20 protein-coding genes are annotated in these 20994 nt (G+C 69.7%); 4 read left to right on the forward strand and 16 right to left on the reverse strand.

The genetic code is table 11. The annotated features are described in order from the left end of the window. Nucleotides 1-4: 4 nt before the first annotated feature. Nucleotides 5-925, reverse strand: coding sequence for a tripartite tricarboxylate transporter substrate-binding protein (locus tag EGT29_RS23775; RefSeq protein WP_161567938.1), 921 nt, complete (start codon nucleotides 923-925; stop codon nucleotides 5-7). 141 nt (nucleotides 926-1066) lie between these two features. Here EGT29_RS23775 and EGT29_RS23780 point away from each other — a divergent pair, with 141 nt between their 5' ends. Beyond that, nucleotides 1067-1981 (forward strand): LysR family transcriptional regulator, encoded by a 915-nt coding sequence (locus EGT29_RS23780; RefSeq protein WP_161567939.1) that lies wholly within the window; start codon nucleotides 1067-1069, stop codon nucleotides 1979-1981. Here EGT29_RS23780 and EGT29_RS23785 read toward each other — a convergent pair. From EGT29_RS23785 to EGT29_RS23835, 11 genes are read right to left on the reverse strand one after another with little or no spacing between them, the layout of a single operon-like run. Then, nucleotides 1978-3405 (reverse strand): NAD-dependent succinate-semialdehyde dehydrogenase, encoded by a 1428-nt coding sequence (locus EGT29_RS23785; protein ID WP_124691302.1) that lies wholly within the window; start codon nucleotides 3403-3405, stop codon nucleotides 1978-1980. The two genes, EGT29_RS23780 and EGT29_RS23785, sit on opposite strands and share 4 nt — an antisense overlap. Nucleotides 3406-3431: 26 nt before the next feature. Beyond that, nucleotides 3432-4409 carry a tripartite tricarboxylate transporter substrate binding protein gene (locus EGT29_RS23790; RefSeq protein WP_124691303.1) on the reverse strand — a complete coding sequence of 326 codons (978 nt, stop codon included), beginning with the start codon at nucleotides 4407-4409 and terminating at the stop codon, nucleotides 3432-3434. 55 nt (nucleotides 4410-4464) lie between these two features. After that, nucleotides 4465-6060 carry a sulfatase-like hydrolase/transferase gene (locus EGT29_RS23795; RefSeq protein WP_124691304.1) on the reverse strand — a complete coding sequence of 532 codons (1596 nt, stop codon included), beginning with the start codon at nucleotides 6058-6060 and terminating at the stop codon, nucleotides 4465-4467. Beyond that, entirely contained in the window at nucleotides 6057-7712 is a 1656-nt protein-coding gene (locus tag EGT29_RS23800; protein WP_124691305.1) for a bifunctional 3-(3-hydroxy-phenyl)propionate/3-hydroxycinnamic acid hydroxylase, read from the reverse strand. The genes EGT29_RS23795 and EGT29_RS23800 overlap by 4 nt, the downstream gene beginning before the upstream one ends. Before the next feature lie 19 nt (nucleotides 7713-7731). Continuing rightward, a complete protein-coding gene (locus EGT29_RS23805) occupies nucleotides 7732-8028 on the reverse strand; it encodes an NIPSNAP family protein (RefSeq protein WP_124691306.1) in 297 nt (98 codons plus the stop codon). Between the two features lie 13 nt (nucleotides 8029-8041). Continuing rightward, nucleotides 8042-8890, reverse strand: coding sequence for an alpha/beta fold hydrolase (locus EGT29_RS23810; RefSeq protein ID WP_124691307.1), 849 nt, complete (start codon nucleotides 8888-8890; stop codon nucleotides 8042-8044). A 1-nt stretch (nucleotide 8891) separates the two neighbouring features. After that, nucleotides 8892-9491 (reverse strand): amino acid synthesis family protein, encoded by a 600-nt coding sequence (locus EGT29_RS23815; RefSeq protein ID WP_124691308.1) that lies wholly within the window; start codon nucleotides 9489-9491, stop codon nucleotides 8892-8894. A 26-nt stretch (nucleotides 9492-9517) separates the two neighbouring features. Further along, the gene (locus EGT29_RS23820; protein ID WP_124691309.1) at nucleotides 9518-10000 is read right to left on the reverse strand and encodes a VOC family protein; all 483 of its coding nucleotides are present in this window, start codon (nucleotides 9998-10000) and stop codon (nucleotides 9518-9520) included. Nucleotides 10001-10011: 11 nt separating this feature from the next. Continuing rightward, a complete protein-coding gene (locus tag EGT29_RS23825) occupies nucleotides 10012-11055 on the reverse strand; it encodes a glycosyl hydrolase (protein ID WP_124691310.1) in 1044 nt (347 codons plus the stop codon). Between the two features lie 14 nt (nucleotides 11056-11069). After that, nucleotides 11070-11864: an SDR family NAD(P)-dependent oxidoreductase gene (locus EGT29_RS23830; RefSeq protein WP_124692495.1), complete on the reverse strand. Its 795-nt coding sequence runs from the start codon at nucleotides 11862-11864 to the stop codon at nucleotides 11070-11072. Between the two features lie 48 nt (nucleotides 11865-11912). Beyond that, nucleotides 11913-13457 carry an acetolactate synthase large subunit gene (locus EGT29_RS23835; protein ID WP_124691311.1) on the reverse strand — a complete coding sequence of 515 codons (1545 nt, stop codon included), beginning with the start codon at nucleotides 13455-13457 and terminating at the stop codon, nucleotides 11913-11915. 201 nt (nucleotides 13458-13658) lie between these two features. Between EGT29_RS23835 and EGT29_RS23840 the strand changes: the two genes are divergently transcribed. Continuing rightward, the gene (locus EGT29_RS23840) at nucleotides 13659-14408 is read left to right on the forward strand and encodes an IclR family transcriptional regulator (RefSeq protein ID WP_192901774.1); all 750 of its coding nucleotides are present in this window, start codon (nucleotides 13659-13661) and stop codon (nucleotides 14406-14408) included. A gap of 18 nt (nucleotides 14409-14426) precedes the next feature. Here the strand turns inward: EGT29_RS23840 and EGT29_RS23845 are convergent, their stop codons facing one another. From EGT29_RS23845 to EGT29_RS23855, 3 genes are all read right to left on the reverse strand, one after another. Beyond that, nucleotides 14427-15434 (reverse strand): tripartite tricarboxylate transporter substrate binding protein, encoded by a 1008-nt coding sequence (locus tag EGT29_RS23845; RefSeq protein ID WP_124691312.1) that lies wholly within the window; start codon nucleotides 15432-15434, stop codon nucleotides 14427-14429. A gap of 71 nt (nucleotides 15435-15505) precedes the next feature. Next, nucleotides 15506-17278 (reverse strand): CocE/NonD family hydrolase, encoded by a 1773-nt coding sequence (locus EGT29_RS23850; RefSeq protein WP_161567940.1) that lies wholly within the window; start codon nucleotides 17276-17278, stop codon nucleotides 15506-15508. Nucleotides 17279-17344: 66 nt separating this feature from the next. Continuing rightward, nucleotides 17345-18820 (reverse strand): 4-hydroxyphenylacetate 3-hydroxylase family protein, encoded by a 1476-nt coding sequence (locus EGT29_RS23855; protein ID WP_124691314.1) that lies wholly within the window; start codon nucleotides 18818-18820, stop codon nucleotides 17345-17347. A gap of 85 nt (nucleotides 18821-18905) precedes the next feature. Here EGT29_RS23855 and EGT29_RS23860 point away from each other — a divergent pair, with 85 nt between their 5' ends. Next, nucleotides 18906-19403, forward strand: coding sequence for a flavin reductase family protein (locus tag EGT29_RS23860; protein ID WP_124691315.1), 498 nt, complete (start codon nucleotides 18906-18908; stop codon nucleotides 19401-19403). 118 nt (nucleotides 19404-19521) lie between these two features. Beyond that, the gene (locus EGT29_RS23865) at nucleotides 19522-20226 is read left to right on the forward strand and encodes a GntR family transcriptional regulator (RefSeq protein ID WP_124691316.1); all 705 of its coding nucleotides are present in this window, start codon (nucleotides 19522-19524) and stop codon (nucleotides 20224-20226) included. Between the two features lie 9 nt (nucleotides 20227-20235). Here EGT29_RS23865 and EGT29_RS23870 read toward each other — a convergent pair whose 3' ends face one another. Then, nucleotides 20236-20991 carry an IclR family transcriptional regulator gene (locus EGT29_RS23870; RefSeq protein ID WP_124691317.1) on the reverse strand — a complete coding sequence of 252 codons (756 nt, stop codon included), beginning with the start codon at nucleotides 20989-20991 and terminating at the stop codon, nucleotides 20236-20238. Nucleotides 20992-20994: the final 3 nt, after the last annotated feature.

A 20994-nucleotide genomic window follows, 5' to 3' on the forward strand; every position in this document is an offset into this window, starting at 1 on the left:
GGCGTCATTTCTCCAGCGAGAAGCCGGTGCGCTTGACCACCGCCGCCCACTTGGCGTCCATCGCGCGCATGGAGGCATCGAGCTCCTGGCTGGACAAGGACAGCGGATCGAGCGACATGCGCTCGAGCCCTTCCCGGTAGGCCGGCGCCTGGCAAGCCTTGACGAGGGCCTGGGCCAGGGCCTGCCGGACCGGGGCCGGCACCCCGGCCTGCGTGTACGCGCCGTAGAACAGGTCGCTGGCCAGATCGGGGAATCCGGATTCCGCCACCGTGGGGACGTCCGGCATGAAGGCGCTGCGCCGCGTGCCGGTCATCATCAGCACCCGGGCCTTGCCCGACCTGTAGGGCGTGACCAGGTTGGGCAACGCGGAGATCACGGCCGGCAGGTGGCCGCCGGAGATGTCGTTCAAGGCCTGCGCCCCGCCGCGGTAGGGCACGTGGATCAGCGGCACGCCCGACAGGCGTTCGATCTCGGTGCCGATGAAATGCGGTTCGGTGCCCGCGCCGGGCGTGCCGTAGGACGCCTCGCCCGGGTGGGCCTTGGCCCAGGCCAGGAAATCGGCCATGGTGCGCGCCGGCGCGGCGGCGCCGACCGCGAAGCCGAACTGGTAGCCGCACAGCGTGGTCAGGCCGGCGACGTCGCCCATCCTGTAGCCCAGGCCCGCGTTGACGTGCGGCGCGATCGTGAACACGCCGGGCGGAGTGATCAGCACGGCGCCGCCGTCGGCGGGCGATCGCAGCAGGGCCTCGACGCCGATCTGCCCGGCGGCGCCGGCGTGGTTCTCGACGATGGCCAGATAGCCGGCGCCGCGCAACTGTTCGCCGGCCATGCGCGCGGCCACGTCGACCGCGCCGCCGGCAGGTCCCGCCACCAGCAGCCTGAGCCGCGTGGCCGGTTGACTGCGTGCCGCGCGGCAAGTCATCATGGATGCCGCTGCAGCACTGAGGAAGTGGCGCCGGGTGAGCATCGTCGTCTCCAAAGCGGGATGGAGCACTCATTCTAGGGACCCCTCCGCCGCCCGGATAATGAAAAGCGCAGTGCCGCCCATAACCCGCGGTTTATGCCCATGAGCGACCTCATCCGCCGACTCACCCTGCGTCACCTGCGCCTGCTCGTCATGCTGGGCGAACTCGGCAGCGTCACCCGCACGGCCCAACTGCTGCACATCACCCAGCCCGCCGTCTCCAAGGCCATCCGCGACCTGCGCGACATCCTGCAGGATGCGCTGTTCGAGCCCACGCCCGACGGACTGGCCTGGACGCCGGCCGGCAAGGCCGCCCTGCAACGGGCGCGCGCGATCCTGCGCAACGTCGAAGACCTGGAGCGCGACACCGCCCGGCGCGGCCGCGCCGGCGACGCGCCGCTGGGCTTGGGCCTGACCCGGATCGCCGAAGCGGTAGTGGCCACGGCCCTGCCCTATGCCCTGGCCGAGCGCGGCGTGTGCGTCAGCCTGCGCCACGGCACGCGCGAACAGATGCACAGCGAACTGGCGGCCAAGTCCATCCACGTGGCGTTCGGGCGCTGCGACGCGGGATTCCGCCTGCCCGACTTCGAATACCACCCGCTGTACACCGAGAGCTATGCGGTCGTGTGCGGCCGCCATCATCCCCTGGCGGGCAAGGCGGCCAGCCTGGAAGAACTGTCGGGCCAGGCCTGGGTGCTGCCGCCGCCAGGCACCTTCGCCCACCATCTGGTGGAACAGGCTTTCCTGGCCGAGAACCTGACCCCGCCCGCGCCCGGCATCGTCTCGACGCTGGGGCCGGGCGATGTCCGGCTGGTGGAAACCCAGCCGGTGCTGGCGCTGGCGCCGCGCAGCGAGGCGCGGCGGCTGGTGGAGGCGGGCACGGTGTCCTGCGTGGAAGGACTGGCGCTGCCGCCGCAACAAATAGGCGCCATCCTGCTGCGCGCGGGCGAGCGGCACCCGGCCTGCGAACTCGCCATCCAGATGCTGCGCGCCGGCCCCGGCGACCGGGAACCCTAGACCTGGGTGATGAACTTGGTCACCAGGTAGCCGTCGAAAGTCTCGGTGCCGCCCTCGGTTCCCACCCCGCTGTCCTTGATCCCGCCGAAGGGGATTTCCGCCGGGCCCATGCCGAAATGGTTGATGTTCACCATGCCCGCCTCCAGCCCGTCGGCCACGCGCGCGGCCGTTTTCAGCGACTCGGTGAAGACGTACGAGGCCAGGCCGAACGGCAGCGCGTTGGCGCGCCGCAGGGCCTCGCCCTCGGTGTCGAAGGGCACCACCGGCGCCACCGGGCCGAAGGGCTCCTCCTGCATGATGCGCGCATCGTCGGCCAGGTCCGCCAGCACGGTTGGGGCGAAGAAAAAACCCTGCCCCTCACGCCGCGCGCCACCGGTCACGATGCGGCCGCCCCGGCCCACCGCATCCTCGACCAGCCCCGCCATGGCGGCCACGCGGCGGGGGTTGGCCAGCGGCCCCATCTGCGTGCCCTCATCCAGGCCGTCGCCCAGCCGGGTCTCGGCCATGACCTGCGCGAAGGCGTCCAGAAAGCGCGGATAGGCGGCCCGCTGGACGTAGAAGCGGGTCGGCGACACGCACACCTGGCCGGCATTGCGCAGCTTGAAGCGCGCCAGCATCGCGGCCGCCCGGTCGATGTCGGCATCGGCGAACACCAGGACCGGGGAATGGCCGCCCAGCTCCATCGTCATCCGCTTCATGTGCGCGCCCGCCAGCGCGGCCAGCTGCTTGCCCACCGGCACCGACCCGGTGAAGGAAATCTTGCGCACGGCCGGCGCGGTGATCAGATGGCGGGAAATCGCCGCCGGATCGCCCCAGACGATGTTGAGCACGCCCGGTGGGAAGCCGGCATCGTGGAACAACTCGGCGATCGCGACCACCGCGCTGGGCGATTCCTCGGGTCCCTTCAGTATCAGCGTGCAGCCGGCCGCCAACGCGGCGGCCACTTTGCGGATGGCCTGCGCGAACGGGAAATTCCACGGCGAGAAAGCCGCGCACACGCCTATCGGCTCGCGCACCACGAACTGCCGCACGTCGGGCTGGCGCGGCGGGATCACGCGGCCGTAGATGCGCCGGCATTCCTCGGCGTGCCACTCCACGTGCTCGGCGCAGGACTCTACCTCGACCAGGGCCTCGGCCAGAGGCTTGCCTTCGTCCATCGTGATGTCGCGCGCGATCCGCGCGGCGCGCGCGCGGACCAGGGCCGCCACCTGCCGCAGCAGGTCGGACCGTGCCAGGGGCGAGGTGCGGCGCCAGCCTGGAAACGCGCGCTCGGCGGCGGCGATGGCACGGTCCAGCTCGGCGGCGCCCACGTGCGGCAGGCGGCCGATGACCTGGCCGGAGGCCGGGTTGACGACCTCGCCGCCGGGACCGCCGGTGTCCTCGAAGAATTCGCCGTCGATGTAGAAAGCCAGCTTGCGGTACATGTCCGTGCTCCCGGTCCGAAGTTCCATCATTGCGCCGTCACGCCCAGTTTCTTGATCAGCGGTCCGTACACGGCGGCATCCCGCTCCATCTCGGCGCGGGTCTGCTCGGGGGCCGGTATGCGGATCTCCACGCCGCGCTTGCCGTAGTTGCCGCGCAGCGCCGCATCGTCCATCGCCATGCGGATTTCCTTGTTGATGTGCGCGGCCAGGGCATCGGACATCGTGCCCGGCGCGAACACCGAGAACACCGTCGACGGAATGGATCCGGGCTTGCCGCCGGCCTCGGCCAGCGTCGGTACCTCGGGCATGAAGCCGCTGCGCTTGTCCGCCCCGCTCACCAGCACCTTGATCTTGCCGCTCTGTACCTGCTGGCTCATCACCAGGCCGCCGGCCATCAAGGCGTCGACCTCGCCGCCCAGCAGTGCCGTCAGCGCGGGCGCCACGCCCTTGAAGGGCACGTAGGTGAAGTCCACGCCCTCGGAGGCGGCCAGCATGGCCATGCCCAGGTGGGTCACGTGGCCGTTGCCGCCGGTGCCGACGTTGATGCCGCCGCGCCCGGCGCGCGCCTTCTCCATGAAGCCCTTGTAGTCGTTCACGCCCAGGCTGCTGCGCACGGCCACGTACAGGTCGATGTGGCCGACGTCCGCCACGGGCTTGAGCTCCTTGCGCCAGTCGTAGGGCAGGTTGGCGTACAGGAAGGGGTTGGCGACCAGTGCCAGCCGGTCGACCATCAGGAGCGCCGAGCCGTCGCCCGCCGACTTCGCCACGTTGCCCGCGCCGATGATGGCGTTGGCGCCGGGCTTGTTCTCCACCACGAAAACCTTGCCGGTGCGCTTGGCCAGCTGGTTGCCCAGGTCGCGGGCCAGCACGTCGGGTTCGGTGCCGGGGGGATAGGGAACGACGATGCGGACCTGCTCGGGCCCCCAGGGTGTTTCGGCCCGGACCGGCAGGCACAGCGTGCAGGCCAGCGCAAGAAAGACGCAAAGGGACTTCAGACTTGCCATGATGCTCTCCGATGACGACGGGGCCGGGACTCCCCGGCCTCACGAGGAAGCGGGCCTACCAGCGCCCGATGACGATGTTCATCATGCGTTCGTGCGCATGCGTGCGGGCGGCGACCTGCTCGAAGGTCTCGGTGCAGCGGCGCTGGCGGCGCCAGCTCCAGTCGCACAGCGCATCGCCCATGCGGCGCAGGACCGGGGCGGCCCAGGCCTCTTCGGCCAGGTCGCGCAATTCGCCGGGGTCCTCCCGCAGGTCGAACAGTTGCGGGCGCAAGCCCTGCCAGTACAGGAACTTGTAGCGGCCGTCCGCCAGCATCATCCCGTTGCACTCGGTCACGCCGCGATCCAGGAACAGCCGCGCCTCGCGATAGGCGTAATCCAGGAAGCCGACGGCAAACTCGCGCACAGGCTCGTCCGACTGGCCGCGCACCCAGGGCAGCAGCGACCGTCCCTCGACGCGGTGCGCGGGCACGTCCAGGCCCAGCGCATCCAGGATGGTCGGGACCACGTCCACGCACTCGGCCGTCTCGGCCACGGCGCGGCCGCGCCTCGCATCCGCGGCGGACGAGGGGTCGTAGACGATCAGCGGCACTCGCACCGCCCCTTCGAAGAAGTACTCCTTCTCTCCCAGCCAGTGGTCGCCTTGCAGGTCGCCATGGTCGGAACAGAAGACGATCAGCGTGTCGCGCAGGCGGCCCGCGCGCTCCAGGTGATCGAGCAGGCGGCCGACGTGGTCGTCGATCTGCTTGACCAGCCCCATGTAGACCGGCCGCACGGCGCGCCAGACCTCGTCCTGCGCGAACGACAGGGATTCCTCGTGGCGCTGGTAGGCGCCGTGCACCGGATGGGGCCGTTCGCGCTCGGCCTGGCCGCGCACCGGGGCGGCCGCGTCCTGCGCCGAGTACATGTCGTGGTAGGGCGCGGGCGCCTTGTAGGGCCAGTGCGGCTTGATGTAGGACAGGTGCAGCACCCACGGCTGCTCGCCCTGCCCGGCGATGAAATCGATCGCCCGGTCGGTCAGATACGCGGTCTCGGAGTCGCGCTCGGCCACCCGCGCCGGCAGGCCCGCGTTGCGCAGCAGCCAGCCCGTGGCGAAGCCGCCGTCCGGGCCCGTGCTGCCGATCACGTCGCGCTCCCAGGGCCGGTCGCGGTCGTAGCCATGTTCGATCAGGTAGCGGCGATAGCCGCTGTCCGCATCCATCTCGAAGTGGCCGTCATAGCGTTCCAGTACCTTGAAGCCGCCTTCCATCAGACGCTCGCCGGCCGCGCCCGCCGCGGACAGGCCGCGCGCGGCCAGCCCCCGCCGGTCGGGCACGAAATGGGTCTTGCCCAGCAGCCAGCAGTCGCGGCCCGCCTCGGCCAGGTAGTCGCCCAGGCTCCACTCGTCCGCCGGCATGGGCACCCGGTTCCAGGTCACGCGGTGCGAGCCGGGATAGCGGCCGGTGTAGTACGACGTGCGCGACGGCCCGCACACCGCCGAGCTGACGTAGGCGCGTTCGAAGCGCGCGCCCATCGCCGCCAGCCGGTCGATGTTGGGCGTGCGCAGCGCGCCGCCTCCGCCGTAGCAGGACAAGGCATCCGCCCGCAGCTGGTCGCACATGATGAACAGCACGTTGCGCGCCGCGGAGGTCGGGGTGTCGTTCAGCGCGCTCATGCGGCGGCCTCCAGGACGGGCGTGGCGGCTGCCGGCGCGGCCGGGGCCGGCACGAACCGGGCAACGAAACGCTCCAGCGCGCCATGCATGTCGGCGTGCCTGCCGGCCGCCGCCACGTAGCGGTCGGGACGCAGCAACACCCAATCGGCGCCCGCCGCCGCGAACCAGCGGTGCAGCGCGTTCTCGGTGTCCTCGAGCAGGCTCATGCCGGCTGGCGACGGCGGACGCGCACCCGGCGCGGGACCGCTGCGGGGCAGCGCGACGGCGGCCAGCCGGCAGTCCATGCGCCGCAGCCCCTCGTCCAGCCCCGCCGGCAGCGGCGCTGCCGGCGCGCGCACCAGCAGCGCGAAGCCCGGGCCGAGCGCATCGTCCAGCTTCTGGAAACCGCCGCCGTCCTTCTCCACCAGCGGCTGGATGAACATGCGGCCGACGCGCTCGTCGCGCGCCGCCTGGCCGCTGTCCTGCACGACCCCGGCGCGATACCGGGGCATGGGCTTGAACTTCATCTGCAGGACGTAGTCGCGCACCGCCGGTATGCCGCGGATGGCGCCGAAGAACGCGTCGCGGAGCGCGGCCAGCCAGCGGTTGCGCAGCGACAGCACCGCGCCGAATCGGTCGGCCAGGTCCGTCATCGCCTTGGCGTGCGCGTGCCGCTCGTCATGGTAGGACTGCAAGGCCTCCGGACGCAGGCGGCCGCCGACGATCCAGGCGACCTTCCAGGCAAGATTGCAGGCATCGCGCAGGCCGGCGTTGAGCCCCTGCCCGATCCAGGGCGGCGTGAGGTGCGCCGCGTCGCCCGCCAGACAGACGCGTCCGGCCACGAAGGATCCGGCAATGCGCGAGTGATGGGTATAGACGCGCGCGCGGATCACGTTCAACGCGTCCGGATCCGGCACGTGCGGCGCCAGCAGTTCGCGTACCTTGGCCGGATCGAGGATCTGGCTTTCGTCCTCGCCGTCGAACAGCATGAACTCCCAGCGGCGCAGGCCATACGGAAGCTTCAGGCAGACATAGGGGCGCGCGGGCTCGCAATGCAGCGCGGTATAGGGCGCGTCCAGGGGATCCCGGTCGCATTCGATCACCACCCATTTGTGGGCATGGGTCTGGCCGCCGAAGGGCAGCTTGAGCAGCCCTTCGCGCACGGTGCTGCGGCCGCCGTCGGCGGCCAGCAGGTAAGCGGCGCGTACCTGGCGTTCGGTGCCGTCCGCACGGCGCAGCGTCGCGGTGACGCCGCCGTCGTCCTGCTCCAGCGCCACCAGTTCGACCCCCAGCTCCAGCGCGACGTGCGGGAAACGCGACAGGCCGTCGCGCAGGGTCTGCTCGCCCAGCGGCTGCGAGAACAGGTTGCGGCGGTACCAGCCGAACTCGCGGGTGGCGGGCAGGATCTCGGCGAAGCATTGCTTGCGCGCGCCATACATGCGCATGGGCACGTTCTGGATCATGTCGCGCAGCATCGCCTCGGCCAGGCCGGCGGCCTGGAAGGTGCGCATGGCCTCGTCGTCCAGGCCCACCGCGCGCGGATACTCCAGGATCGCCGGGCTGCGGTCGACCAGCAGCGTGCCGACTCCGTAGGTCCCCAGCAGATTGGCCAGCGTCGCGCCCACCGGCCCGGCGCCGACGACCAGCACGGGCACGTCGCAAGACTTGTTCATCGCTGTTCTCCGATGCGCCTCAGGCCTGCGCGAGGATGCGGCTTTCCTGCCGCACCAGCAGGTGCCGGACCGATTTGCGAAAGGCGGCGAACTCGGCGTCCGCGGCCAATACCGCGCGGCGGCTGGCACGTTCGTCCAGCGATTCGTAGGCCCACAGGAAGACGAGCTGGTTGAGTTCGCCGGTCTCGGACTGGTAGAGGCCGGCCAGGTTGCCGAGGATGCGCGTCTGCAGCGCCCGGGCGGACGGGTTATAGAGGCGCAGGTATTCCGCGCCGCCGCCCGGCACCAGCGTATAGGTCCGCATTTCCACCATCATGATGTGCATCTCCTCAGGGCGTGGGCGCCGTACCCAGGAATTCCGTGACGGCCCGCGCGACCCGCTCGGGCTGGTCATCGTGGACGTAGTGGCCCGCGTCGGGAATCTCCCGCCAGGCGATCGCCGGATTGCGCGCCGCCATGGCCTGGGCGGTCGCCACGCTCAGGTAGTCCGACCGGCCGCCGCGCAGGACCAGCGTGGGACAGCGCAGCGCCTGGACCGGCGGCCACAGGTCGACCACCCGTGCCGGGTCCGGATCCAGACGGGCGGCTTTGATGCCCGCATGGTCGTAGCGCCAGCGCAGGCGGCCGCCGTCCGGCTCCAGCATGTGGCGCAGCCGGGCCGCGATGGCCTCGGGGGTCACGGTCGGCCGGATCTCGCGCATGAAGGCCTCGGCCGCGCTCCAATCGGCGAAGGATTCGGGCGTGCGGGACAGCTCGGCGCGTATGCGCCGCGCGCCGTCGCTGTCGTCGAAGGCGCCGGGTCCGGCGTCCTCGACCACCAGCCTGCGCACCCGGTCCGGGTGGGCGGCGGCATAGACGATGGCGTTGATGCCGCCCATGGAGTGCCCGAGCAGGTCGAATCGGGACAACCCCAGTTGCTCGGCCACCGCCCGCACGTCCTGGACATAGGCATCGGTGTAGTAGTTGCGCCCCGGGTCCCAGTCGCTCTGCCCGCGGCCGCGATGGTCCAGCGCCAGCACCCGGTAGCCCGGCTGCAACGCGCCGGCCAGTCGCTCGAAGGTGTCGGCGAAGCTGCGTATGCCGTGCAGCATCAGCACCGGCCAACCACCTGCATCGCCCCAGTCCGCGACGTGCAGCTTGAGGTCCCCGCAGCGGACGGTATGGTCGCGGCGGTCCATGTCAGTTCAGCCCGTCGCCGATGATTTCCGAGGCCTTCAGTCCGCCCAGGCGGGCATGCAGCCGGCCGCGCGTGGCGAAGGCAAAGGCGATCAATACCTCGTCGCGGTTGGGCGCGTCGTTGAACAGGGCCGACACCGTGTCGTAGTGCGAGCGCACGTACAGCGCGTCCTTGTGCGCCAGCGGAATGTCGATGACCGTGCCGGGGCCGCCGCGCTTGCCGGTGGACGGCACCCACGACTGGCCGCCGCCCAGCGCGTCGCGCACGGGATTGGCGAACACCGTGGTCAGGAGCGCGTTGCCGTGTTCGTATTCGCCGTCCGCGCCCACCAGGCAGGCCTTGCCGTAGCTCTCGATGGGCGTGCCGGCGGCGGCCTCCTGGATGCGGCGGCCGAACTCCGCGCCCAGCAGGTTCGAGGGCTCGATGTAGGCGCCCAGGTTGTCCTCGTGGCGGCCGGCGTAGGGATTGTGCAGCACCGCGCCCACGACGATCTTGCGCAGCGGGGCGCCGTCGGCGGGCATGCCCGACTCGGTGGCCAGCGTGTCCTCGATCTGGAGGTACCACTTGCGGATATGGTAGGGGCCGAAGTTGGGGGATTTCATGATGGGTTCCATGATTCGATGATGGTTCAGAGCGGCTGCAGGTCGATGGGATCGCTGGGCGCGTGATACTGGTGCAGGATGCGCTTGCCCTCTTCGTCGTCGTGCACCGTGTGGCAGAAGAACTCCAGGCGGTGGCCGTCGGGATCGTGGAAATAGACACCGTAGCCGACCTTGTGGTCGGTGGTCTTGACCACCTCGACGCCCTTGCGCAGCAGCATCCCGTACAGGCGGCGCAGCTCGTCGACGTCGCCGTCTATCTCCAGGCCGTAGTGCTGCATGTTGATCTGGCCGCGCGACAGTGGCGTGCCGTCCGCGGACTCGGCGCGAATCAGCGCGATGTCGTGGTGCTTGACGCCGAACGAGAGAAACACCCATTTCTCGCCGCGCGCGGTCTCGGTCATGCCCAGCACGTCCTCGTACCAGGGGCCCGACTTGAACGGGTCGGCCACGAACAGGGAAAGATGCGTGCGCGTGATCCGGGGCTTGATGTCCTGTGCGGTGTGCGACATGGCGGGTCTCCTCAGGCGATGGATTGCGGATGCGCGTGCACCGGCGCCACGTGGGGCGTCCACGCGACCGAGGTGATCTCGCTGAAATCGCGCCAGTCCTTGAACCAGCTGCGCCCGCCGTCCATGGAGCGGAACAGGTGGCCGTACTTGGTGCCGGCCAGCACGAAGCCCGGATCGGCCGCGTGCGTGCCGAAGGCCCAGAAGGTCGAGTTGGGCGCGGTATGCAGCTGTGCCCGTTCCCAGGTCGCGCCCCGGTCGGCCGAGCGGTAGATGTGGCTGCGCGTGCCCGGCGTGCCGTCGCCGATGGCCAGCAGCAATGCGCTGCCGTCGGCCAAAGGCTGGGCGGTGCGGGTGTAGTACATGCCGTCGAAGCGCAGGCGCGAGGGTTCGCCCGCCCAGGTCCGCCCTTCGTCGGTGCTGGCATAGACCGTGTTGACCGACAGCACCAGCGTCTTCTTGGGCTGTCCGCCGGCGGACGCAAGAATGGTGACGCCGTGGATGTCGGGATTGGCGATCGCGCCCTCGCGCGCGCCTTCCTGGTCGACGCGCGTCCAGCTGTCGCCCCGGTCGCCGCTGCGCCAGGCGCCGCCCTCTTCCACCCCGAACCAGACCTCGCCCGCCGCGTCCGGATCCACGCAGATGGCCAGGATGCGGGGCCGGTTCACGCCCCGGCAGAACTCCGGTATCTCCGGCGGCAGCCGGGTCCAGTTCGCGCCGCCGTCCAGCGACCGGAACATGGCCGCGCGCGAGGGCGCGCCGGTGCCGGCGTACATCACGGCGGGATCGCGCGGATCGATGGCGAAGGCCCAGACCGTCATGCCGTCCGCGGGCGAATCGATGCGCGAGAAATGCGCGCCGCCGTCGGTGCTCAGGCAGATGCCGCAATCGGCGCCGGCGAACACGCGGCTCGGATCGGCCGGATCCACCGCCAGGCAGCGGACCACGCCGTCGAACTCGATGGCTTCCTTCAGACCCAGCCGGTGCCAGCTCGCGCCGTCGTCGACGCTGCGCAATATGCCTTGTCCGGCCGTTCCCACCAGTAGCGTGCCTTGCATGGTGTTTCTCCCGCTCAAAGGAAAATGCCGCGCGTGATGCCGCCGTCCACGCCTATCGACTCGCCGGTGATGGCGGCCGCCCGGGGGGAAGCCAGGAACAGGATGGTGTCGGCGATCTCGGCCGGCGTCAGCGTGCGCCGGATGGGCGTGGCGCGGATGTAGTTGGCCTCGACCTCGTCCACGCTCAACCCCTGCTTGGCGGCTTCCTTCTCGTACAGCTCGCGGATGTGGGGCGTGTCGACCACGCCGGGATGGATCACGTTGACCGTGATGCCATGGGGCCCGAGCTGGTCCGACAGGGTCTTGGTCATGTGGCAGACCGCCACGTTGCGCATGCCCGAGAGCTGCTTGCTGCCGCGCCCGGTCAGGCCGCCGATGTTGACGATGCGGCCATAGCCGCCGGCCTTCATGTGCCGTGCCGCTTCCTTGGCGCAGCGCATGTAGCCCACGACCTTGATGTTGATGTCCTGCAGCAGCCCCTCGGGATCGGCCAGTTCGATCTCGCTGCGCACCAGCCCGCCCGGATGGGCCGCGCCGTTGACCAGGATGTCCAGGCGGCCGAAGTGCGCGGCCACGCGGTCCATCATCGCCGCCACCTGCGCGGTGTCGGACACGTCGGCCGCCACCGGCAGCACGTCCACGCCGTGCGCGGCGCGGATCTCGCGCGCGGCCGCATCGAGCTGGGCCTGGTTGCGCGAGACGATCGCCACGTTCACGCCTTCGGCCGCCAGGGCCTCGGCGGTCGCCCGTCCTATGCCCAGGCTGCCGCCCGTCACGACCGCCGCGCGGCCTTTCAGTTCTAGGTCCATCATTTCTCCAATGAATCGTTGTCGGCGCGGCCCCCAGGGCCGGCGGCACTACAGCTGCATTTCGATCAGGGTCGGCCCGGGGCGCGCGCAGGCGGCGGCGAAGGCCTCGGCCAGTTCCTCGGCCGTCTCGACCCGGCTGGACGGCACGCCGTAGCCGTCGGCCAGCCGCGTCCAGTCGATGCGCGGCCGGTCCAGGCTGGTCAGCGCCTCGGCCTGCGGGCCGGGCTGCTCGCCGCGCGCCAGCTCCTTGCGCAAGATTCCGTACTGGTGATTGGCGGCGATCAGCACCACCACCGGCAGGTTCTCGTGCGCCAGCGACCAGAGCGTCTGCACCGTGTATTGCGTGCTGCCGTCCGACAACAGCGCCACCACCCGGCGTCCGGGGCTGGCGATGGCCGCGCCCAGCGCCACCGGCAGGCCCTGCCCGATCGCGCCGCCGGTGTTGGTCAGCGCGGTGTGGCGGGCCGAGGCCGCCGAGGCGGCATAGAACGGATAGCCGCAAGTGCCGCCCTCGACCGAGACGATGGCGTCCTCGGGCAGCAGGCGCGCGACCGTGGCCGAGATCGCGGCGGGGGTCAGCCGGCCCTGCTGCGGCGGCAGGAGCGCCGGCGCGGCGGCTTCCCAGGCGGGGGCATCCAGCATCCCGGCCAGCGCCTCCAGATAGTCGGCCACCGGTGCGCCCGGCTCTCCCAACGGCAGCAGCCGGCCGGGCTCCACCATCTGGCTGGGATGGCCCTCGTAGCCGAAGTAGGTCACGGGCGGCAGCGCGCCGGCCAGTACCACCACTTCCGCTTCGTCCAGCACCGCGCGGGCGGGTTCGGGAAAATAGGGCAGGCGATCGAAATCGGGCAGGCCGCCCCCGCGTTCGGCGCGCGACGGGAAGGTCTCGGCATAGGCCGACGCGCCCAGCGCGGCGCACAGCCGGGCGGCGGCGCGCTGCCCGCGGGCGCCCAGGCCGCTGGCCGGCCCCCCGCCTCCCAGCAGAAACAGGACCTTGCGCGCGGACTTCAGCCGCGCGGCGCACGCCGCCAGGTCGGGGGCGGGCGCCGGTTCCTCGCGGGTGTCGGCACTTGCGGCCTCATCGCCGCCAGCCTCGCCCACCTGGAAATCAGCGGGGAAGATGACGGTCGCGCCCTGCCCGCCTCGCGCCAGGCTGGCGCGCACGGCGTCCCGCCCGGCCCGCGCCGCGTCCCCGGCGCTGGTCACCCGATGCACCCAGCCCGACACCGGCCGCGCCAGCGACTCGATGTCGGAGGTCAGTGGCGCATCGAAAGGCAGGTGCCAGCTCATGTGGTCGCCGATCAGGTTGACGATGGGCGTATGCGCGCGCCGGGCGTTGTGCAGGTTGGCGATGCCGTTGGCGAAGCCGGGCCCCAGGTGCAGCAGCGTGGCCGCCGGCATGCCGCGCATGCGGCCGTAGCCGTCGGCGGCGCCGGTGCAGACGTTCTCCTGCAGGCCCAGCACGCAGCGCATGCCCGGCACGGCATCGAACGCTCGCACGACATCCAGTTCCGTCGTGCCGGGATTGGCGAAACATACCTCCACGCCTTCCACCTGCAAGGCCGCCAGCAAGGCTTGCGCTCCAGTCGTCATGTCGAACTCCTTTTTTTCAGTATTATCGCTATTCGATAAAAACGTAAATTCAATAAAAATATTGCCCCCATTATTTCGATAGAAATTTGCTTATTTGATAAATTTGCATAACCAGAGGAGGCAACGAAAGGGCCCGGCTTGCCAAAGCGGCGCCATTGCGGCACCCTGGCGGGCTTCGTTTTCCCCTGCCTTCCGCCTCTCATGAACAGCCTTCGCCGCATGCTCGACGTCCTCGACCTCTTCAGGCCCGACCAGCCTGCCGTCGACGTCGACGTGATCTGCAACCAGCTCGGCTACGCCCCCGCCACGGCCTATCGCTACATCCGCGAGCTTTGCGCGGTGGGCCTCCTGGTGCGGCTTCCGGGGGGATATGCGCTGGGGCCGCGCGTGATCCAGCTCGACCTGCAGATGCGCGAATACGACCCGATGCTTACCGAGAGCCGGGACCTGATCGAGGCCTTGGGGGAAGAAACGGGCCTGAACGTGCTGCTGAGCGAGCTGTACGGCAGCACGGTCATCACCGTGCACCACCACCCGGGCCGCGACGCCGAGCCGCTGCGCTTCGGCCGCGGCCGCCCCATGGCCCTGCTGCGCAGCGCCACGGCGCGCGTGGTGCTGGCCAGCCTGCCGCCCCGCCAGTTGCGCCGCCTGTACGACGAGCACGCGCAGGAAGCGGACATGCAGCGGCTGGGCGCGAGCTGGAAGGATTTCTCGCGCGCCATGCTGGAGATACGGCGCGCGGGATACTGCCTGTCCGTGGGCGACCTCGACCCGGACAAGGCGGGGATCGCCGCCCCGATCTTCGACGAACGCAAGCGGATACTGGGCAGCATCACCGCCGTGGGATCGGTGGACCGCTTCCAGGCATTCAACGAGGAATACCTGGCCAAACGGCTGCGCGAGGCCGCCGAGGAAATCACGCGGCGGATCTCGCAGGGCGCGCAGGCCTGAGGCGCTTCGGGCCGCATCTCATTCCAGCCGGATGTTCGCGTCGCGGATCAGCTTGCCCAGCCGCGCCGTCTCGGCCTCGACGCCCGCGTTCACCTGCTCGGGCGTGCTGGGCGCGATCACCAGCCCGCGTGCCGCGAAAGTCGAGATGAAGCCTGGATCGGCCTGGGCCCGCGCGACCGCGGCGTTGATGCCGCGTATCACCTGCGGCGGCGTCTTCGCGGGAGCGAACAGGGTGAAATGGGTAGGGATCAGCAGATCGCCGGGCGCGCCGACCTCGGCCAGCGTCGGCACGTCGGGCATCAGCGGGGAGCGCCTGGCGTTGCCCACGACCAGCCCGCGCAGCCGGCCCGAGCGGATGTGTTCGAGCACGGTCTCGGGCCCCGTGACCACGCAGGGCACGTCGCCGCCCACCACGGCGGCCGCCGCCGGCACCATGCCCTTGTACGGCACGTCGGTGATCTGCACGCCGTAGTGACGTTCGATCAGTTCCAGGCTGAGGTGGTGCACGCTGCCCTGGCCGCCCGTGGCGACCATCAGCGCCCCCGGATGCTTGCGCGCGTGCTCGATCATCTCGCCCCAGGTCTTGAACGGTGCATCGGCACGGCAGACGACCGCCAGGTCGACGCTGGCGACGTCGGACACGCCGGTCAGGTCCCGCGCGGCATACGGCAGCTTGGCGTAGAGCACCGGGTTGACCGACAGCGTCAGACGGTCGACCAGCAGCAAGGTATTGCCGTTGGCCGCGGCCTTGGCAACGGCGTCGCTGCCGACGATGGCATTGGCGCCGGGCTTGTTCTCGACCACGACGGTCTTGTCCGCCGCGGCGCCCAGCCGCTCGGCCAGGCCGCGGGCCAGCACGTCCGGGGCGCTGCCCGGCGGATAGGGCACGACGATGGACGCCGTCTGCGCCGGCCATGTCTGGGCCTGTGCGCCGGATGCGGCAAGCAGCAGGACGCCGGCCACGACAGACAGGCGGCGACGCAGCGGGGACGAGGAAACGGGTGCTGCCACGAAAGCCTGGTTCATCCAATTCTCCTGGGATACACGTTGCTGGCCACGCGTCGCGGATGCGAGGCACGGCACGAAGAGACTACGTTTCAGTCGATGACGGGAAGCTGCAGGTAGGCCTGGTACTTGCCGCCGGTGTGAAGCACATGGCGGCCCGCGTTGCTGGGCGCCGTGACACCTTTCAACGCGTCGCCAGCCACGGTCAGCCGCAGCTCCTGGCCCGCGCGCCACACCATGCCCGTCGGCGCGATCGCGATGTCCAGCGGCACGACCTGCCCGGCCCGCAGGCGCTCAGGCTTGCGGAACGCATGGACCGGCATGAAGTCCTTGGACCGGCCTGCGTCCAGCGCGCGCATCGAGGCCCGCAAACGGCCACCCGTTTCCTTGTATCCCTCGGTGGTCTCCAGGACTTTCCCGTCGGCACCGGTTTTCTGCACCGTGACGAAGAAGTCCCCGTCATCGGCACCCGCCACCTCCACCCACAGGCGCAGCTTCAGGTATCCGATCAGGCGCGTATCCTTGTCGAACCGGTGAACGAACACGGCCGTCCCGGCCCTGGCGTCGTAGCTCGCCGCCGATGCCGTGCCGACCGGCGCGGGCGACAGCGAGCCCCTGGCCGCGTCCAGGTAGACCTTCCGGTATTGCGTGTTCGGCAGCGGCCAATCGCCCGCGGGCACATGCCGTTGATTCCTGCCGCCGGGATCGAGCACCGTCATGCGGACCCGGGGGGTTTGCTCCCAACCGTTGTCCGCCCCTTTCAGGTAGCGATCCAGGAAACGCCGGTAGTCCTCCACGTTCTCGGGCGTGTACTGGTCGTTCCACAGCCCCTTCTCGGTGATGCGCAGCCACTTGTCGCGCGATGCCACCCGGTGGAATCCGTCCAGTTCGGCGGCCGCGATCTCCAGGCCATAGCTGCCGACCAGGTACATCGGGATCTCGATCCGGGACATGTCGGCGATCTTGTCCTCCCAGTAGGCGTTCATGAGCGGATGCCGCTGCGCCGTGACGGACGGCTCTTCGTACAGGTTCGATCCACGCATGCTCCTGAGCAGGAACGTGTTGAGCCGCGTGTTCGGGATCCCGCCCTTCATGAGACGGTCGCGGTACAGGTCCGAGATGTGGACCCCGATCGGGGCGATGGCCGCCAGATGCGGGGGCCTCAGCGCGGCGATCTGGTACTGGACCATCCCCAGCCACGAGCTGCCATGCATCGCGACCTTGCCGTTGCTCCAGGGCTGCCCGGCCGCCCACTCGATGGCCTCGTAGCCATCGGCCGCGTTCACCCGGCCGAAGGACTGCATGTTCCCTTCCGACATGTCGACCCCGCGCGGATCGACGTTGACCACGGTATAGCCATGGCAGGACCAGTAGCCGGGATCCGGCGTCTCGAATGCCGCCAGGCCGGAAATCCAGGCCGGATCCAGCATCCCCTTGGGATAGACCCAGGCCGGATCCTGGGGCACGGATTTCGTGTACGGCCCCCAGGCCATGATCGTGGGCAGCCTGCCCTGGCCGGCGGGGCGGAACACGTCGGCGTAGATCCTCACCCCGTCGCGCAGGGTGATGGCGACGTCCTGGTCCATCTCGATGTCACAGGCCAGCGGCAGCGTGGAAGCGAAGAGACGCGTCCCCTTGGCGTAGATGATCTTCTTCGGATCGAACCCGTGGTACTTCCCATAGCAGAGCCCCGACGCACCGGACGCGGCCGGCTGGCAGAAGCCTTCGCCAACCTTCAGCGGCGCGCGCTGCGTGAATGTCACGTCCCACCCCTGGGGATACGCGGCCGGCAGTTCGGGCCTGGCACCGCCCGGCGCGGCATGCGCGACGACGGCCGCGCCGGCGAGCCCCGCGGCCAGGGCCATGAAAGATTTCTTGCAATGCATGTCTCCCCCTCTTGTTCTGGTTGGATGTTGGCCTGTGGCCTCGTGCTAGTTGCCGCTCATCCCCGCCGGCTCGCCGGCCAGTTCCATGGCGCGATCGACCAGCGCCGTGCAGGCCGAGCGGTTGCCCTCGTGATAGGAGCTGGCCAGCAGGCGCACGGGATCCCCCACGTAATAGCGCTCGTACTGCATCTGCCGGCTGGCGAAAGCGTCGCCGCACAGATCCCACGCCAGCTTGAAGATGCGGATGCGGTCGACCGACCCGGTGGCCGCGCCCTGGTAGTACTTGATCACGTCGCGCGCGACGGGGCTGCCGAAGTCGGACTCGGCCGGCATCATCAGCAGGCCGCCCGCTCCTACCTTTTGCAGGTACTCGACGGCGCGCGGATAAATGGTGGGCAGGAAGGTGCGGATCGCGTGATAGGGCCGCAAGTTCGGACGCAAGGTGCCGTTGGGCGCGGCCTGCGCTTCCAGCTCGGCGCGCACGATGCAGGACTCGACCATCTCGATCGCGTCCAGGCATTCGCCGATCATGTTCTGCACGTGCAGGTGGATGTCGGCCTTGATCGCGCGCGCGACGGCGATCATCGCGCCGGTGATCAGCTTCAGCTTGACCAGGCCTCGCACCGAAGTCTGCTGCGCCGTGAACTGCCGCACCGCCGTCCCGCCGTACATCCCGTTGGACAGTTCCACGTCCTGGTTGATGAACACCCGGTCCCAGGGCACCAGCACGTCGTCGAACACCAGCAGGGAATCGGGCTCCTCGAAGCGGCTGGCCAGCGGATGCTCGTAATGGTCCTTGACCAGCCCCTTCTCGAACGGCGGCCGGGCGATCTGGCGCAGGCCCGGCGTCGACAGGGGCAGCGCGAACGCGACCGCGTAGCGCTCGTCGCCCGGCTTGAGCATGGGCAGGCTGTAGATCAGCACCTCGTCGGCGACCGGCCCCATGGTCGCCAGCATGCGGGCGCCGCGCACGATCAGGCCTTCGTCGGTTTCGCGGACCACGCCCAGGTGCAGGTCGGACTGGGCCTGCTCGTGCGAGGCCTTGGACCGGTCGTTCTGCGGCGTGATGAGGGCGTGCGTCAGGAACAGGTCGTTGTCGCGCACGTGCTCGACGTAGCGCACGAGGTTGTCCTCGAACCGAGCGCCCGCCTTGCGGAAATAGTCCCGGCCGTCAAGGAAGGCGGCCAGCATGGTGTTCATGAAATCGGGCGAGCGGCCCAGCAGCCCGAAAGTCTGTTCGGCCACGGTTTCGAAGGCCGCCCGCCTGACCCGCAGGTCTTGCTGGCTCTTGGGCACGAGAAAGGCCGTGGCGCAGGACCGGCCCCCGGCATCGACGGCCGCGGCCAGGACCTTGGCGTGCTCCGGATCCGATTGCAGGTCGTACAGCCGGGCGACCTGCCTGGCGGTGCGGCCGAAGGCCGGATGCCGCGTCACATCCTCGACCCGCTGCCCCTCGACCCACACTTCCCGAGGATGGGACCGCAAATGGTCCAGGTATTCCGATCCGCTGCGCACACCCATCGACGCTCTCCTTGAGCCTTGTTGATTTGTCCGCATCGTAGGACTAACATGTTAACATGTCAATACGTTCTGAAAGGCCAGCGACATGCTCTCGTCCGAAGAATTCAAGCGCTGCATCGGCAGCTTTCCCACGGGGGTCGCGGTGGTCACCGCCACCGCGGCGGACGGCACGCCCGTGGGCGTGACGGTCAGTTCCCTGACCTCCGTCTCCCTGACTCCCCCCCTGATCCTGTTCTGCCTGGACAAGCACGCGCTGTCCCGCCAGGCCTTCTCGGGCAGCAGGCAATTCCGTGTCCATGTGCTGGCGCGGGAGCAGGCCGGCATGGCGGTGCGTTTCGCCAAGCGCGGCGTGGCCAAGTTCGCCCAGCCGGCGGCGCCGCAAGCCGGCCTGGAACCGCCGCATCTGCCGGACACGCATGCGTCCATGCTGTGCGACACCGCATGCGAGTACGACGCCGGCGACCACGTCATCCTGGTCGGGCGCGTCGTGGCGGTGGAGTCCGGCGGCGATGCCGATCCGCTTGTCTACTATCGTGGCCGCTTCGGCCGTTTCTCCGGCGACGCGCCCGCCTCGCACGCCTGAGCAAGCGGCGTCGTTCGTCATGACCCCGCGGCTATAATGCCCGCCAGCCGCGTCACAGGAAGGCGCAGCACTGCTCCGGAGCTTGCAGTGCCGGGCCTATCACGAATACGAGATACGCATGGAATCAAGGGGCAAGCAACCGCTCGCGAACCAGGCCTACGACTACCTGAAAGCCCAGATGCTCAACGGCGAGCTGCCGGCGGGTGCGCTGGTCGACATCGACGCCGTCCTGGCCGCCATAGGCAGCAGCCGCTTCCCCGTCATGGAAGCGCTCAAGCGCCTGGAAATCGAGAAGTTCGTCGAGATCACGCCCCAGGTGGGCTGCCGCGTATCCACGCCGTCGCTGTCCGACGTCACCGACTTCCTGGGCCTGTTCGCGGTGATCGAGGGCTATTTCGCCCGGCTGGCCGCGCAGCGGGCGCTGCCCGAGGAAATCGACGAACTGCAGTCGATCAACGACCGGATGAGAAAGGCCTTCAACCGGGCCTCGTCCGCATCGGGAAGGGACGAGGCCTATCGGCTCGGCAATCGAAAATTCCACCTGATGCTGCACACCATCGCGCGCGCGACCAACCTGAACGAACTGGCTTTTTCGTTGTGGGACCGGGGCGAGTTCCTGATCAGCGCCGGCGTCGGCACGGTCCGCTTCGGCGAACGCGTGGAAGCCGCGCTGGACGAGCACGACGAGATCATCGAGGCCCTGACGCAACGGGACGGGGCGACCGCGGGGCGGCTGGCCGAGGCGCACCTGCTCGCCTTCGTCGCGGAAATCGAGGCCCACGCCAGCAAGACCGCGCGCGCCACGCAAGCGGACCGATCCTGAGGCCGGCCCTCAGGCCGCCAGTTCGTCGGCGATCCTGCCCGCTGCCTGCCTGACCAGCTGCACCACGCGCGGCACGTCCACCACGTCGATGCGCGGCATGTCTATCACTACCGACAAGGCGCCCCAAACCACGCCTTCGGCCTTGGGTATGGGCGCGGCGATGGCGGCCAGCTGCGGCTCGAGTTCACCCCGGGACACGTAGTAGCCGGCCCGGCGGATCGCGGCGTAGTACTTCCGGAACGCCGGCCATTCCGTGGGCAGTCCGGCCCGGGCGATGTCGGCCGCATGCGCATCGAACAGCTTGCGCAGCTGCGCGGGCGGAAACGAAGCCAGGATGACCTTGGGCGCGCCGCCGCTGAACAGGGGGCGGGGCCGCCCGCGTCCGTAGGACAGCGTCGCGGGTGCCTTGCCCATCTCGCGGTGCGTATCCAGGATCTGCGAACCGAACCAGGCCGAGGTCACGCAATCGAAGCTGGTTTTCTCCACCAGTTCGGCCATGTGGGGAATCGCGACCTGCAGCAGCGGATCGGCCCGCCGGATGTAGTAGTCCAGCACCACGATGCGCGGGCCCAGCGCATAGCGCGAATCGCCGGCGCGCTGCAGCAGCCCCGCGTCGCCCAGCGTCTTCACGTAGCGATAGCCGGTGGGCAGGGACACGTCCAGCAGCGACGCGATCTCTTCGGCGGTGCGGACCAGGTGCTCGTCGTCGAACAGGTCCAGCACCCGCAGCATGCGTTCCAGGCTGGTGGCGGATTTTTCTTCCATGCG

It is taken from the genome of Pigmentiphaga sp. H8 (assembly GCF_003854895.1).
In the GTDB taxonomy this organism is placed as follows: domain Bacteria; phylum Pseudomonadota; class Gammaproteobacteria; order Burkholderiales; family Burkholderiaceae_B; genus Pigmentiphaga.